We start from the raw sequence: 14,551 nt of genomic DNA on the forward strand, positions 1-14,551 counted from the left end.
TCTTGTGGGGCCGTCCGACATTCGAAAGGGGACGGGCGCCCGGTCCGGAACACCCTCATGCCCGGATCGGGCGCCCGTCCTGTCCCGCCGCTGGTTCAGCCGGCGGCGAGCGTCTGGATCTCAGCGGCGCTGAGAACCCGGTTGTAGAAGTGGACGTCGTCGATCTGGCCGTTGGTGAAGTCCACCGGGCCCTGGTTGTAGGTGCCGGCCCCGATGAGGGTCGCGCCGTTCACCGTCCAGGGGGAGGTGTACGACGTGCTGCCCTGGAGCGTGCCGTTGACGTACAGCGAGATCGTCTGGGCGCCGCTGTCGTACACGCCGAGGACGTGGTACCAGGTGCCCGTCGTCGCCGCGGAGCCGGCCGTCACCGTCGTGGCCGCGGAGTTGTTCGCGTCGGAGGCCCGGGTGACGAAGGTGAACTTGCCTCCCGACAGTTGCAGATAGAAGGGGCTGACCTTGCCGCCGACGAGGCTGGCGAAGGTCTGGTTGTTGCCGCTGACGGAGTTCAGCTTCACCCAGGCCCCGACCGTGTAGCTCTGGCCGGTGTCGATCACCGAGGAGGGGACGACCGCCATGGTCGCCGCCGTGCCGTCGAAGCTGAGCGCGTTGCTGCCGACCTTGCCGCTGCCCGCCCAGGTGGCGTTGCCCTCGGTGTAGCCGTCGTCGGTGTTGCCCAGCAGGTTGGTGACGGTGTGGCCGCTGCCCTCATCGAGCTGGTAGTAGCCCGCGGCGCCGGTCCCGAGGGCGTACGCCTCGCGGGCGGTGAGGGCCCGGGGGATCATGCGTACGTCGTCGACGGCCCCGTTGGCGAAGTCGGCGTTCGCGCCGTTCCACTTGGCCCGGCCGATCGTGGTGTGGCCGGTGGCCTTCCACGGTGCGGAGAACGCCGTGGTGCCCTGGAGCTGTCCGTTCACGTACAGCGCGATGGTGTGCGCGCTGTTGTCGTACACGCCGGTCAGGTGGTACCAGGTGCCGGTGGCGGGGCTGCCGCCGGTGACCTGCTTGTAGGTGGCGCTGGTCGAGTCGGCGCTGCGGACGGTGAAGGCGAAGGTGCCGCCCGACAGTTGGAGGTAGAAGGGGCTGATGTTCGCGCCGTCGATGCTCGCGTAGGTCTGGTTGCCGGTGAGGCTGTTGGGCTTCACCCAGGCGGAGACCGTGTAGCTGCCGCTGGTGTCGAGGGCGGTGGTGGGAACGTCCAGCCAGGAGTTGCTCGCACCGGTGAGGTTGAGCGCGCCCGTGCCGGCCTTGCCGGTCGTCCAGGACGCCCCGGCCTGAAGCGTGCCGTTGTTGGCGCCGCCGGTCAGGTCGGCGGTGGCGGTGCCGGAGCCCTCCTCCAGTGGCCAGTACGCGCCCGCGTGGGCCGTCGGTCCGGAGACGGCCGGGCCGTTGTAGGCGCCGATGTTGGGCGCGGCGGTGGCGGAGACGGTGTTGCCGAAGTAGTCCAGGCCGCCGTTGGAGGAGACGACCGCGCCCGCGCCGAGGGCGGGTGAGCCGCTGCGCAGTTTGTAGACCGCCGCCGAGGCCCGGCCCGTTCCGCCCGCGCCCGGGTTCACGAACAGCGGGTCCGCGGTGATCTTCGCCGAGTCGGCCGGTTCACTGGCGGGGTGGTTGCCGTAGAACAGGTTGTGGGTCCACGTCGTCTTGTTGGTGGCGTAGCCGCCGGTGCCCAGCTTGTAGACGATGTTGTTCGAGAAGGCGACCGTGCTGTTCGGGGTGCCGCCGGTCACGCCCCCGTTGTCGCCCTCGCCCATGTAGATCGTGTTGTTGTACACCTGTGCGGTGGTGCCGCTGTCGACGCCGCCCATGCCGGGGAAGACCGCGTTGGACGCGCCGTCGTTCTGGCTGATGTTGTAGCGGATCACCGAGGACTTGGCGCCGAAGCCGCTGCGGCAGCACCACTCCGTGAAGCCGAACGGGTTGTCGTGGCTCCAGTTGTACTGAATGACCGTGCCGGTGTTGTTGTTGTCGATGTCGAAGGCCTGGCCGTCGACGAAGTTGCGGTACTGGCGGGAGACCTCGTTGTTCTGGAACACCGCGTTGGTCGTCCACCCGTTCCACAGACCGGCGCCGGAGTAGCGGTAGCCGTTGTCCGTGGCCACGTTGTTCTGGATGACCGGTGAGGCGCAGAAGACACAGACGATGTCGTTGCCGCCCATGTCGGTGAGCGTGTTGCCGTCGATGACGACGTTGGTGGTGTTGATGTTGTGGTTCAGGCCCACGAGCGAGCCGATGTAGATGCCGCCGGCGTCGTCGCGTGTCAGCGTGTTGTTGCTGATCTGGACGTCGTCCCAGCCGCTGGTGGTGTTGTTGTCGGTGACGTCGAAGGCGATGCCGGAGGACTGGCTCGGCTGCACGGGGTTCTGGACGTTCGCCCAGTAGCCCTTCACGTCGTGGATGTTGTTGTTCAGGATGTGGATCCCGGCGAGGATCCCGGTGGTGTCGTTCTCCAGCTGGATGCCGCTGCGCACCGCCGCGCTGGACGCCGGGTTGGTGATCTCCAGGTTCTGGACGGTCCAGTACTGCTGGTTGTGCAGGTAGATGGTGGCCGCCGCGCCGCCTCCGTCGAGGATGGGAGCGGCACCGGAGCCGTAGCTGGAGATCGTGATCTGGTTGCCGACGGCGCCGGATCCCTGGGGCTGGAGTTCGCCGGTCCAGGAGCCGCCCGCCTGGAACAGGATCTGGTTGCCGGCCGTGAACGTCGTCGAGTTGACGTTCGTGAGCGTCTTCCACGGGGTGCCGGTGCTGCATCCGTCGTTGCTGTCGCTGCCGGACGACGACGAGACGTAGTACGTGGTGCAGGTCGCCGCGTGGGCGGCCGTGCTGGGGACGAGCACGAGTCCCAGCGTGGCTGCCGCGCTGCCCAGGGCCGCCAGGAGGCGGCGTGGCCATCTTCGCATTGCGTTCCTCTTCGAACGGAGCGGATGAGTGGGGTGGAGCGGACCGGTGCGCACGCCGTGCCGGGCTGTACGGGGAGAGGGCACGCCGGACGCACCGGTCGATCTGAGGGGCGGGGGTCAGCCCTTGACGGCGCCGCTGAGCAGGCCGGACATGATGTGCCGCTGGACCGCCACGAAGAAGACCACCATGGGGACCAGGGCCAGCACGCTGAGGGTCAGGAAGGCCGGCCAGTCGACCTGGAACTGCCCGACCGAGGTGTAGACCTCCAGCACGATCGTGCTCTTGCCCGGGTCGCTGAGGTACACGTTGGGGGTGAAGAAGTCGTTCCAGATCCACATCGTCTGGAACACCGCGACGGTGGCCAGGATGGGCCGGATCAGCGGCAGCACGATCCGCCAGAAGACCTGCCAGGGACCGCAGCCGTCCAGCCGGGCGGCCTCGATGACCTCGAACGGCAGGGTGGCCATGTAGCCCTGGATGACGAACCAGCAGAAGATCGATCCGGCGCTGTAGACCAGCACGAGGCCGTTCAGGCTGTTGACCAGGCCCAGTTTGACGAAGATCTGGTAGACGGGGATGAGGGTCGACTGCGTGGGCACGACGAACGCGAGCAGCAGGAGCTTGCCGAAGCGCTGGTTGAACCTGGTCGGGCGGATCGTCAGGGCGTAGGCGGCCATGGCGCCGATCAGCACCATGAGGGCGACCGAGAGCACCGTGACGTAGAGCGTGTTCGCGAACGCCGCCGCCACGGGGACCTGGTCGAAGACCCGGCGGTAGGTGGAGAAGTCCGGCGAGGTCGGCAGTGCCAGCGGTGAACCGGTGGTCTGCGCCTGCGACTTGAGGGTGTTGACGAGGACGTAGTAGAAGGGCAGCGCCATCACCGCGGACAGGGGCAGCATGTAGGCGCTGGTGAGCCAGCCCCGTTCGCGAAGCCGGGAGAGGATCGCCGTCACCGGAACCTCCTTTCCAGCCTGCGGGTCACCGAGAGCTGGAGGAACAGCACGGTGGCGACCGCGATCAGGAAGATCACGCCCAGCGCCGCGCCGAGCCCGTACTCGCCCTGGGCGATACCGCGTTGTACGAGTACCTGGGTGATGGTGTACGTGTCGTAGCCGGGACCGCCGTTGGTGAGGGTGAACGGCAGGTCGTACACCCTGAGGCCGTTGATGAGCAGCAGGAACTGACTGACCGTCATCGCCGGGGCGAGCAGCGGCAAAGTGATGCGGAAGAACTGCTGCCGTGGCGTGGCCCCGTCGAGGGTGGCGGCCTCGTAGTAGTCCCGGGGGACGGACTGCAGGTAGGCGAGGTAGAGGACGGCGTGCCAGCCGGTCTGCGCCCAGACCCCGACCACGATCACCGAGACCTTGGCCAGGGTGTTGTCCGACAGCCACGGCACCGGGCCGACTCCGAAGAGGCCGCCCAGCACGGAGTTGATCACGCCGGAGGACAGGGGTGACAGGACGAACGTCCACACCAGGCCGAGGATCGCCATGCTGGGCACGGCGGGGAAGAAGAACGCCGCACGGACCAGACTCCGGCCGGGGAAGCGGCGGTTGAGGATCACCGCGAGCGGGATGGCCAGGACGGTCACGATCAGCGTGGTCGCCACCGCGTACAGCAGGGTGAAGCCCAGGCCGGTCAGCACCGAGGGGTCGGTGAAGATCTGCCGGTAGTTGCGCAGTCCGACCAGGTGCCGGGTCGGGGAGGAGCCGCTGTAGTCGGTGAAGCTGTAGTACACCGACTCGGCGAGCGGCACCAGGAACAGCACCACCAGCACGACGGCGATCGGCAGCAGGAACGCCTGCGTGGTCAGCCGCTCGCGCAACCGGTGGCGGGCGGGGCGGAAGCCGCCGGGCGCGGTGCCGGCGCGTGCCCGGGTCGGGAGGTCCGAGGTCTGTGTCGCCATGAGAGCTGTCGCTTCCCGCTTACTTCGCGTCGAGCTGCTTGAGCTTCTTGTCCAGCGCGGCGGGGATGTCCTTGGGCTTGACCGACCCCTGGACCATCTGCTGCATCTGGGTGTTGAACTCCTGGATGAGCTCGTTGGAGTGGCGCGGCCAGGCGACGACGGGGAGGTAGATCTTGCCGGAACGCGCGCCGAGGGCCTGGTTGGTCACGCCCGGCGCGAAGCTCGGCGTGTAGTTGCTGGTGGTGGTGATCGCCCCACTGGACTTGCCGTACGCCTTCACGGCGTCGGAGCTCGACAGGAACTGGAGGAACTTCAGCGCGGCCTCGGGGTTCTTGGCCTTGGGGTTGATCGCGTAGCCCGGGCTGGCGGCACCGGTCCAGTAGCTGTGGCCCTGGGTCATGCCGGGGATGGCCTCGGTCTGGAAGGACAGGTGGGGGGCGCTCTTCTGGACCGTGGGCACGTTCCAGGTGCCGGCGCCGAACATGGCCACCCGGCCGTTGGCGAACTCGCTGACCACCTGGTCGCTGGTCAGACCCACCACCGACTTGGGCGTCAGCTTCTCGGTGTACAGCTTGCTGTAGGCGACCAGCGGTTCGGTCCAGGTGTCGGCGAACGTGGCCTTGCCCGCGAAGATGTCCTCGTCGGGGAAGCCGCCCTGGCTGTCGAAGTACCCGCCGAGCAGGCCCCACAGCGCCATGAAGTTGCCGTCGTGCGCGGCGTCGAAGTAGGGGGTGATCCCCTTGTCCTTGAGCTTGCCGCACAGCTTCAGGAACCCGTCCCAGCTGTCCGGCAGGGCGTCCGCGCCGACCTTGGCGAGCAGCTCCTTGTTGTACATGATCCCGCCGGCCCAGGAGGAGATCGACAGTCCGTACACCTTGCCGTCGACCGTCATGAAGTTCCTGTTGGCGGAGTTCATGGGGTCCAGGAACTTCTGGCCGGTCAGGTCCTTCACGAAGCCGCCGCCGACCAGCTGCTTGTCCTCGGCCGTGAGGATGAAGACGTCGGCGGCGGTGTGCGCCTGGAGGCGGGTCTGCAGGGTGGAGACGTACTGCGGCACCGGCGGGGCGTAGGAGAAGGAGACGCCGGTGCCGGTCTGCTTGGTGAACAGGTCCAGCACCGGCTTCATGACCGTCTGGGTGTCCCAGGAGAAGAAGGACACCGCGCCCTTGCCGCCGCCACCGCCGCTCGCCACGGTGCTGGTGGAGCAGGCCGAGGCACCCAGCGCGGTGCCGCCGAGGACCGCGGCCATGAGGCTGCCCTGGACGAAGCGTCGTCTGCTGAGCTGCGGGGCGCCGGTGTCGGTGTGGTCGATGGACATGGTGGTTCCTCTCGGGGAGCGCGCGGGACGGGGTCGTGCAGGGCGTGCATCGGAGTAAGGCCGGAAGCGGAGATGGGGCGGAGGCGGCATCTCCGGGTCGGCGCGGATGCCGAGGGTGATGCCTCATCAGGGCCGGGCCGGAGGTGCCGGGCGGGATGCCGGGGCGGAGGGGGCGCCGGATCGGGGGCGTGATGCCCCCCGGCGAGGCCGAAGTGTCGGGGCGAACAGATGTCCAAGGCGGGGCGGGGTGCCCGGGGCTGCGGGGGCTGGGTGTCAGGAGCGGGGGCGGAGTGTCTGGGGCGGAGTGCCGGGGCCCGGGAAGCGGGAGTGTCAGAGCTGGAGGAGGCGAGGAGCCTGAAGGCGGGCGGTGGGCCAGGACCAGGACGCGGGGGCGTCCGGGCCGCAAGCGAGGAGACAGAAGCGGGAGCGGGGTGTCCGGGCCGTAGACAGGCGCCCGGCGCGGGGGCGATCGGTCAGGGTGTCCGGGCCGTAGGCGGGCGCCCGGCACGGAGGCGGGTGGTCAGGGGCGGGGCAGGGTGTGGAACGGAACGGTGTCGCGGTCGAGGAGGAGTCGGTCGCCCTGGGTGGTGAGCCGGGCCAGTTGCACCACCGAGCGGCGCTGGGCCGGGCCGTCGCTGTCCGGGGATTCCGGGTCCCGGTCGGGGTGGGTGAAGTAGAAGATCCAGGCCGCGTCGGGTCCCGCGACGACGTCGGCGTGGTGTCCGACGCCCCGGTCGTCCTCGCGGGTGCCGGATCCGTCGAGGATGCGGCCCGCCGGGGTCCAGTCGTCGAGGTCGGCCGAGTGGAAGACGTCCTGGCCGTCCCAGCAGTCCACGACCATCCAGTACCGGCCGTCCAGCGCGAAGACGTTGGGCCCTTCGTGCGCCCGGTGCTCCAGGACCGGGCCCCGTACCCGCCAGTCGTACAGGTCGGCCGAGTCGGCGGCCCAGGTGTGCGAGCCGTGGGCCTCGTCCTTGTACCACATGCGCCAGCCCGAGCCGTCGGGCAACGGGTGGACGCAGGCGTCGATGACCTGGCGTGAGCTGAGCGGCACCGGTCCGGCGTGCACCCAGTTCCACAGGTCGCCGCTGGTGTAGTGCAGGATCCGCCGGTCGTGGCCCTCCCAGCGGTCCGGCACACCACGGATGTAGCTGACGTACATGTGGAACACCCCGTCCGGCGCCCGCACGATCTCCGGGGCCCAGAAGGTGTTGGTGCCGGGCTCGAACGGGAGGCTGTCCAGCACCCCGCGGTAGAGCCAGTCACGACCGTCCGCGCTGGTCGCGACGCCGATCGCGGTGCCGTGCACCCAGGCGACGCCGGGCGCGGCCACGTCGGAGCGGCGCTGTGTGTAGAACATCCACCACTGCCGGCCGTCGTACTGCACGACGGGATCGGTCGGGCCCGCGTGGACGGGATCCTCGTACAGGGGCGCCGGGGCGGGGGCAAGGGAGGCCATGACGACCTTCTTCTGCCGGCGACGGCCGGCTTCGTCGGGACGGTGGACCGTACGAACCGGGTGAACCGGGTGTTACGGCTGAGTGAAGCGGGATCAGGATGTCCGCCAGGTACATCGTCGTCAACCCTCTTTGGCCGGTCTTTTTCCAGACCGACATCGAACGACCTCCCCGAGCGGCACCGTCCGGTTCATGATCCGTGCAGGTCAAGACCGTTCACTTCGTCACATCCTCCAACCCTGGGCCCTATCGCTCCGAGGCTCGCTCCGCAGCATCGGACTTTCCGACCTTTGACAACGATGAATCTGCGGTGCGAAGCTCATCTCACCCCGCCCCTGCAGACGAGGAGACACGTCCCCGTGCCTCAGAGCGCCCCCCGCGACCACGAAGCCACAGGTACGGCACGGCCGTCCCTCGGCGCGGCGCCCGAACGGCCCGCCGGCTACCTCTTCGCCCACTTCGCCGGCGAGCACCGCCCCGACGGCGAGCGGATCCGCTTCGCGCTCTGCGACACCCCCCGCATGGACCGCTGGACGCAGCTCACCGGCATTCCCCCGCTCGCCCCCGCGGGCGGCGGTGCCCGGGATCCGTTCCTGGTGCGGGCCGCGGACGGCAGCGGGTTCCATCTGCTCGCCACCGACCTGCGCATCCACGGCGGCGAGGGCTGGGAACATGCGGTCGCCCACGGCAGCCGCGACCTGCTGGTGTGGCACTCGGCCGACCTGCGCGAGTGGGACGGGCCGCACCGGGTCGAGGTCATGCCGGAGCAGGCCGGGTGCGTCTGGGCCCCCGAGGCCGTCCACGACCCGGAACGGGAGGAGTACCTCGTCTTCTGGGCGTCCACCGTCTACCCGGACGACGACCCACGGCACGAGAGCCCGTCGTACCAGCGCATGTACTGCGCGACCACCAAGGACTTCCGCACCTTCGGAGAGCCCCGGGTGTGGGTGGACAGCGGGTTCCCCGTCATCGACTCCACTGTGGTGGAGCACGACGGATGGTTCTACCGGTTCACCAAGGACGAGCGCCTGCCCGGCACGCCGGACGCTCCCGACGCCAAGTTCGTCTTCGTCGAGCGCTCCCGGGACCTGCCCGCCACGGACTACGAGCCCGTCGCGCAGGGTGTGGGCCGCGGCACCGGGGAACTGCCGGGGCTGGCGCACGCCGAGGGGCCGATCGTGCTTCCGGCGCCCGACGGGCGGGGCTGGCTGCTCCTGCTGGACGAGTTCCTCGGCCGCGGCTATGTGCCCTTCCGGGCCGACCGCCTGGACAGCCCGGTGTGGCTTCCCGTGGCCGACCCGGAGTTCTGCGTACTGCCACCGGGGCTCCGCCACGGCTCGGTGCTGGCGCTAACCGAGGCCGAGTGCGCGGGACTGCGCGGTCCCGCCCCGGCCGGAGCCTAAGGTTCGGTCATGTCCACGATGCATGACGTGGCCCAGCGGGCCGGGGTGTCACTGAAGACGGTCTCCCGTGTGGTCAACGGCGAGCCCAACGTCAGCGAACAGACCCGGCACAAGGTCGACGCCGCGATAGCCGAACTGGACTTCCGGCCCAACTCGGTCGCCCGCAACCTGCGCACCGGCCGCATCGACCTCGTCGGACTCGCCCTGCCGCACCTGTCCCAGCCCTACTTCTCCTCGCTCGCCGAGGAGATCATGCGGGAGGCGGAGCGGCACGGGCTCACGGTGCTGATCGAGCTCACCGAAGGGGACGCCGAGGCCGAACTCGCGCTGGTCCGCGAGCACGGCCCGCACCTGGGCGGGCTGCTGATGTACCCGGTGGGGCTGTCGGACGCCCAGGCCCTGACCGTGGCCCGGACCGTGCCGACGGTGTTCGTCTCCGAACGTGCCTACGGCGCACCCGTCGACCGGGTCGCCATGGCCAACCGGGAAGGCATCCGGGCTCTCGTCGGGCACATGGTGTCGCTGGGGTACACCCGGATCGCGGCCCTCGGTGCCGACCACACCGGCCGGCCCGAGCGGGCCGCCGCCCATCTGCGCCTGGAGGGCTACCGGGACGGACTGCGCGACGCCGGCCTGCCCTACCTCCCCGATCTCGTCCTCGAAGTGGGCACCCCCGACTGGAACCGCCAGGCGGGAGCGACGAGCATGCGCCGGCTGATCGACGCCGACGTCCCGTTCGACGCCGTGGTCGCCTTCGCGGACGCGCTGGCGCTGGGCGCCCTGCACGCGCTGCAGGAGGCGGGGGTGAGGGTCCCGGCCGAGGTGGCCGTGGCCGGGTTCGACGACACGGACGACGCCCGGTACGCCCATCCGTCGCTCACCTCCATCGACCCCGGCAGGGCCCAGATCGCACGGGAGGCCCTGGCACTGCTGAACGACCGTATGAACGACCGGGTGAACGGTACGGTCGAGCGGGATTCCGGGCGACTGGTCGTCGCCGACCACCAGTTGACCGTCCGTGAATCGACTCTGGGAGGGATGGCCGCATGGGGCGGAGCGTGACCATGCGCACCGTGGCCGAGAAGGCGGGCGTGTCCACGAAGACGGTCTCCAACGTCGTCAACGGCACCGGTTCCTACAGCCCGGAGACGGAACACCGGGTCCGTGCGGCCGTCGAGGAACTCGGCTACCGGATCAACCCCTTCGCCCGCGGCCTGCGCTCACAGCGCACCGGCACCATCGCGCTCGTCCTCCCGAACGTCTACCAGCCGTTCAACGCGGAGCTGGCCGAACAGGTCATCCGGGCTCCGGAGACCCAGGGACTCAAAGTGGTGGTCGAGACCACCCGCGGGGACCCCGAGCGTGAGCGAGCCGTCCTGTCCACCTCGCACAAGGAACTCGTGGACGGGGTCATCTACGTGCCGCAGGCCCTCACGGCCGAGGAGTACCTGCGCCTGCCCCTCACCCAGCCCACCGTCGTCCTCGGGGAACGGCCCGCCCAGGCGGCCGGGATGACTCTGGACTACGTCGAGATCGCCGACGAGCAGGGCACGCACGCGGCCGTCGCCCACCTGCTCAACCAGGGCCGACGCCGTGTCGCCGCCCTGTGCGAACAGGCGGAGCCCCGTGCCGGCGGCCGGCGTCTGCACGGCTACCGACGGGCACTCGAGGACGCCGGGATCGCCTACGACGACTCGCTGGTGATCGGCGTGGACAACGCCGACCTGTGGTCCTCCGGCGCCGGTGCGGTGGCCCGACTCCTGCGCACCCGCGTCCGCTTCGACGCCCTGTTCTGCTACAACGACGTGGTCGCCATCGGCGCGCTGTCGGTACTGGCCCGAAGCGGCGTCGCCGTGCCCGACGACGTGGCCGTGGCGGGTTTCGACGACATCGAGGCGGCCCGCTTCGCCTCACCGCCCCTGACCACCGTCGACCCGCAGCGCGAGTCCATCGCCCGCACAGCGGTGTCGCTCCTGCGCTCCCGCATGGACAGGGAGGACTTCCGGGATCTCCCCGGCCGCTGCGAGAGCGCCGGGTTCGTCCTGCGGGTGCGCAGGTCCTCCTCGGCCGCCCCGAACATCCCTGTCGACCCGTCGACGTGACACCGCTTCACCCACGCTCATCGCCGGACGGCGGCCGCGGTGGTGCGAACACCGCCTGGACGGTTTCGGTGGCCAGGTCGCGCAGCCAGGTGTGGGCGCGGTCGTCGTCGTAGCGCTGGTGCCACAGCAGGTACAGCGCGATGGCGGGCATCTCGAGGGGCAGGGGCAGCGTGATCAGGCCGAGTCGGTCCCGGGCCGCGCGGGTGACCGCGTCGGGGAGGGTGAGCACCAGGTCGGTTTCGGGGGCGAGTTGCAGGGCGAAGGCGACGGTGGGCGCTGCGGCGACGACGCGGCGTGCGTGACCGTGCGTGGTCAGGGCGTCGTCGACGGGGTCGCGCAGGCGTCCGCGGCGCGAGACGGTGAGGTGCTCGGCGGCCACGTAACGTTCGATGCTCAGCGGGCCCTCGGTGAGCGGGTGGCCGGGTCGGACGGCGACGACGAGCTGGTCGTGGCCGACGACGCGGTGGCGGATGTCGGGGAACGCCGGCCGGCTGGAACTGGATTCGAGATCGACCTCACCCCGGCGCAGTTCGGGGGTGTCCGTGCCGGACTCGGCCGGCAGCCGCAGCTGGACGCCGGGGGCCTGGCGGTGCACGGCGGCGATCAGGGCCGCGCCGCAGGCGGCGTTCAGGGCGTCGTGCCAGCGCACGGTGAACACCCGTTCCAGAGCTGCCAGGTCGAGTTCCTGCTGCGCGGACAGCAGCTGGTGGGCCTGCTGCACGAGGGTGTGGACCTGGGCGCGGAGCGCCAGTGCGCGGGGAGTGGGAACCATGCTGCGGCCGGTGCGGACCAGGATCTGGTCACCGGTGGCCTTGCGGATACGGCCCAGGGAACGGCTCATCGCCGGTGCGGTGACATGGAGGCGGGCCGCGGCGCCGGCGACGCTGCCCTCTTCCAGCAGTGCGTCGAGAGCGGTGAGGAGATTCAGATCCAGTTGCATGAGAGTAACTCTACGAGTGAAAAGCATGCACTTGTTGTTAATCACCGGGCGGCCTACCTTCGAAGTGCGGGAGCGGGCCGAGCCGCCCCGCAGTCACCGGAAGCAGTCACCGGAACCAGGGAGCCCGCCATGAGCACAGCCATGCCTTTCGACGCCGACCCCGCGCTCATGTCCGACGTGACCGCCGCGGTGCGGACCGCCGGCCGCACCCTGCGCGACCGCTACACCCCGCACGCCCGGGGCGTGAGCCTCGACGAGGTCGTCGAGGAGATCCACGCCAACGACGACGCGGTGCTGGACCTGCTGCGGGAACCGCTGCTGCGGGCCCGGCCCGGATCGCGGTGGGCCGAGGACGAGCTGGCCGGCGGCGCGCTCCCGACCGGCGAGTGGTGGGTCGTCGATCCCGCCGAGGGCAACATCAACCACGTCCACGCCATGCCGGACTGGGCCGTCACCGCCACCCTGGTCCGCGACAACCAGCCGGTCCTCACCGTCGTTCACCTGCCGCTGACCGGCGACACCTACACCGCCGTCGCCGGTGCGGGCGCCCGCCTCAACGACCGGCCACTGAAGGTGTCCGCCAAGACCGACCTGGGCGCCGCACTCGTCGGCACCGGTCAGGCCAAGCCCGGCGAGGACAAGGACACCTTCCGGAAGATCGGCGAGTCGGCCACCGTCATGCTCACCGACGCGCTCGTCGTACGGGTGTCCGTTCCCGCCACGATGCAGCTCATCCACGTGGCCGCCGGACGCATGGACGCGTTCTGGCAGTTCTCCGACGTCCGCTCCGGGCTGGTCGCCGGCGCCCTGCTGGTCTCGGAGGCCGGAGGCACCGTCACCGACCTGGCGGGCGAGCCCTGGAGCACGGCCGCCGAAGACTTCCTGGCCACCGCCCCCGGCGTCCACCCGGCGGCCCTCAAGACCCTGTCCCCGATCGCCCGCCCGTGAACCGAACGGCGCCGACGCCCGAACGGGGAACGGTCGGCGCCAACACCCGACCGTGATCCCAAGTCAGCAGGCGTACCGGCTGTTCACCGACGCGGGCACCACCGGCCGGCGTGCTCCTCGAGTCGTGGGCTCCAGGGCCGTACGGCTCGGAAGCCACGTCGGTCCCGGAGCCGCGTTCACCTGCGCGTCGTGGCGCGGGGTGTGGGCTCCGGGCCGTCGGCGCGCAGGGGGTCGGGGCCGGGCTTCGAGGGGCCGGGCTTCGGCGGGTCGGCGACCACTGCCTCCCGCTTGTGGTGGCGGGGCACGGCGTCCTGAGGGAACGTCAGCTGCTGGTTCATCCACTTCAGGGCGGGGGGCATCTCCTGCACCCAGGTCGGGAAGTTGTGGCTGCCGTGCTCGGGCTGGATCGACACCACCCGCATGGGTGCCTTGACGGCCTTGAGGAAGGCCTGTGTCTGCGGATAGCCGCGCTCACCGTGCTTGCTCTCGGCGACCAGGACGGAGACCTGGGGGACGGGCAGGTGCTTGAGCCGCCACATCAGGTCGTGGCCGTTCATCCGCTCGATTCGCCCGGGTCCGCTGCCGAAGAGACTGCCGGTCGTCGGATCGTCCTTGACCCTGTAGTCCGGCGACAGCGCGGCGGCCGTCGTGTACACGTGCGGGTCGCGCATCGTCAGCTGAAGGGCGCAGCTGCCGCCGGAGGAGTAGCCCATGACACCCCAGGCACTGGCGTCATGGCCGACCCGGTACGCGGACTTCAGCGCGTCGGGAAGATCCCTGGCCAGGAAGGTCTCGGTCTGCGGACCGCCCGGTACGTTCACGCACTCGGTGTCGCGCGGCGGGGCGATCGTCGGCCGGATCATCACCATGACGGTCGGCTGCATCTGACCGCTCCTCTGCAGTGCACCGGCGGTCTGGGACACCCGCAGATACTGCGCGAGGTTGAAGATGCTGCCCGGGTAGCCGCTGAGCGCGACGATCACCGGGAAGCGCTGCCGCTGGTACGCCTTCTGGAAGTACTGCGGCGGCAGATAGACGAACGCCGGGTCGACCACGCCGGTACGGCGTCCGACGACCTTCACGGACTCCACCCGCCCGTTCACCGCGGCGGGGCCGGTGGGCAGTCCGCTGACCTGGCTCAGCTGATCGTCGCCGGCCGGCTGCACCAGCGCCCCCTTCACGGCGATGCCGTTCACCGTGCCGACGCCGCCGGGGCCCCCGGCCTGCCCCGCCTGCGTCACCCCGACGGGAGCCGTCTCGACCCGGCCGAAGAGTTCACCCCACGATCCGAAGAACTGGTACGACGAGTTCAGCCAGCACGCGAACGCCGCGATGATCACCACCTGGGTCGTCCCGACGGCCACCAGCCGTCCCAGCACCTGCCACAGTCCCTGCCGGGCGAAGCGCGGCCACAGCCAGACCAGCAGTGCCACACACACGGCGGCGAAGGCTGCCATCACGTACACGGTCGTCTCGCTGGTCAGACCCATACCGGTTGATCCCCGATTTCCCTACCTGTGCGGTTTCCTTCATACAGAAGGAGGGGTCTGGAATCCCTCGCGTTCCCCAATCAGCGCAA

Annotated in this window: 11 protein-coding genes; 4 read left to right on the top strand and 7 right to left on the bottom strand. The window is 70.1% G+C overall.

Features of this window, described 5'->3' with window-relative positions; translation table 11 throughout:
- Positions 1-95: 95 nt before the first annotated feature.
- The 5 genes from ACFYRX_RS13925 to ACFYRX_RS13945 all read right to left on the bottom strand — a co-directional run bounded on the left by ACFYRX_RS13925 (position 96) and on the right by ACFYRX_RS13945 (position 7,581).
- Positions 96-2,897 carry a LamG-like jellyroll fold domain-containing protein gene (locus ACFYRX_RS13925; RefSeq protein WP_389099177.1) on the bottom strand — a complete coding sequence of 934 codons (2,802 nt, stop codon included), beginning with the start codon at positions 2,895-2,897 and terminating at the stop codon, positions 96-98.
- A 117-nt stretch (positions 2,898-3,014) separates the two neighbouring features.
- Positions 3,015-3,851, bottom strand: coding sequence for a carbohydrate ABC transporter permease (locus tag ACFYRX_RS13930; RefSeq protein WP_389099178.1), 837 nt, complete (start codon positions 3,849-3,851; stop codon positions 3,015-3,017).
- The gene (locus ACFYRX_RS13935) at positions 3,848-4,804 is read right to left on the bottom strand and encodes a carbohydrate ABC transporter permease (protein ID WP_389099180.1); all 957 of its coding nucleotides are present in this window, start codon (positions 4,802-4,804) and stop codon (positions 3,848-3,850) included. The genes ACFYRX_RS13930 and ACFYRX_RS13935 overlap by 4 nt, the downstream gene beginning before the upstream one ends.
- A gap of 19 nt (positions 4,805-4,823) precedes the next feature.
- Positions 4,824-6,122: an ABC transporter substrate-binding protein gene (locus ACFYRX_RS13940; protein WP_389099182.1), complete on the bottom strand. Its 1,299-nt coding sequence runs from the start codon at positions 6,120-6,122 to the stop codon at positions 4,824-4,826.
- A 520-nt stretch (positions 6,123-6,642) separates the two neighbouring features.
- Positions 6,643-7,581: a glycosyl hydrolase gene (locus ACFYRX_RS13945; RefSeq protein WP_389099184.1), complete on the bottom strand. Its 939-nt coding sequence runs from the start codon at positions 7,579-7,581 to the stop codon at positions 6,643-6,645.
- A gap of 357 nt (positions 7,582-7,938) precedes the next feature.
- Between ACFYRX_RS13945 and ACFYRX_RS13950 the strand changes: the two genes are divergently transcribed.
- Genes ACFYRX_RS13950 through ACFYRX_RS13960 form a run of 3 tightly spaced genes read left to right on the top strand, consistent with a single transcriptional unit; the run spans position 7,939 to position 11,084 of the window.
- Positions 7,939-8,982 carry a glycoside hydrolase family 43 protein gene (locus tag ACFYRX_RS13950; protein ID WP_389099186.1) on the top strand — a complete coding sequence of 348 codons (1,044 nt, stop codon included), beginning with the start codon at positions 7,939-7,941 and terminating at the stop codon, positions 8,980-8,982.
- A 9-nt stretch (positions 8,983-8,991) separates the two neighbouring features.
- Complete coding sequence (locus ACFYRX_RS13955) at positions 8,992-10,044, top strand: LacI family DNA-binding transcriptional regulator (RefSeq protein WP_389099188.1); 1,053 nt, start codon at positions 8,992-8,994, stop codon at positions 10,042-10,044.
- Positions 10,045-10,046: 2 nt separating this feature from the next.
- Complete coding sequence (locus ACFYRX_RS13960) at positions 10,047-11,084, top strand: LacI family DNA-binding transcriptional regulator (protein WP_389099988.1); 1,038 nt, start codon at positions 10,047-10,049, stop codon at positions 11,082-11,084.
- Between the two features lie 7 nt (positions 11,085-11,091).
- Here the strand turns inward: ACFYRX_RS13960 and ACFYRX_RS13965 are convergent, their stop codons facing one another.
- On the bottom strand, positions 11,092-12,024 hold the full coding sequence (locus tag ACFYRX_RS13965; protein ID WP_389099190.1) for a LysR family transcriptional regulator: 933 nt from the start codon (positions 12,022-12,024) through the stop codon (positions 11,092-11,094).
- Positions 12,025-12,153: 129 nt separating this feature from the next.
- Here ACFYRX_RS13965 and ACFYRX_RS13970 point away from each other — a divergent pair, with 129 nt between their 5' ends.
- The gene (locus tag ACFYRX_RS13970; RefSeq protein ID WP_389099192.1) at positions 12,154-12,972 is read left to right on the top strand and encodes an inositol monophosphatase family protein; all 819 of its coding nucleotides are present in this window, start codon (positions 12,154-12,156) and stop codon (positions 12,970-12,972) included.
- A 176-nt stretch (positions 12,973-13,148) separates the two neighbouring features.
- Here the strand turns inward: ACFYRX_RS13970 and ACFYRX_RS13975 are convergent, their stop codons facing one another.
- On the bottom strand, positions 13,149-14,462 hold the full coding sequence (locus ACFYRX_RS13975; RefSeq protein ID WP_389099194.1) for an alpha/beta hydrolase: 1,314 nt from the start codon (positions 14,460-14,462) through the stop codon (positions 13,149-13,151).
- Between the last annotated feature and the right edge of the window lie 89 nt (positions 14,463-14,551).

Source organism: Streptomyces sp. NPDC005374, from assembly GCF_042872225.1.
Taxonomy (GTDB): Bacteria; Actinomycetota; Actinomycetes; order Streptomycetales; family Streptomycetaceae; genus Streptomyces.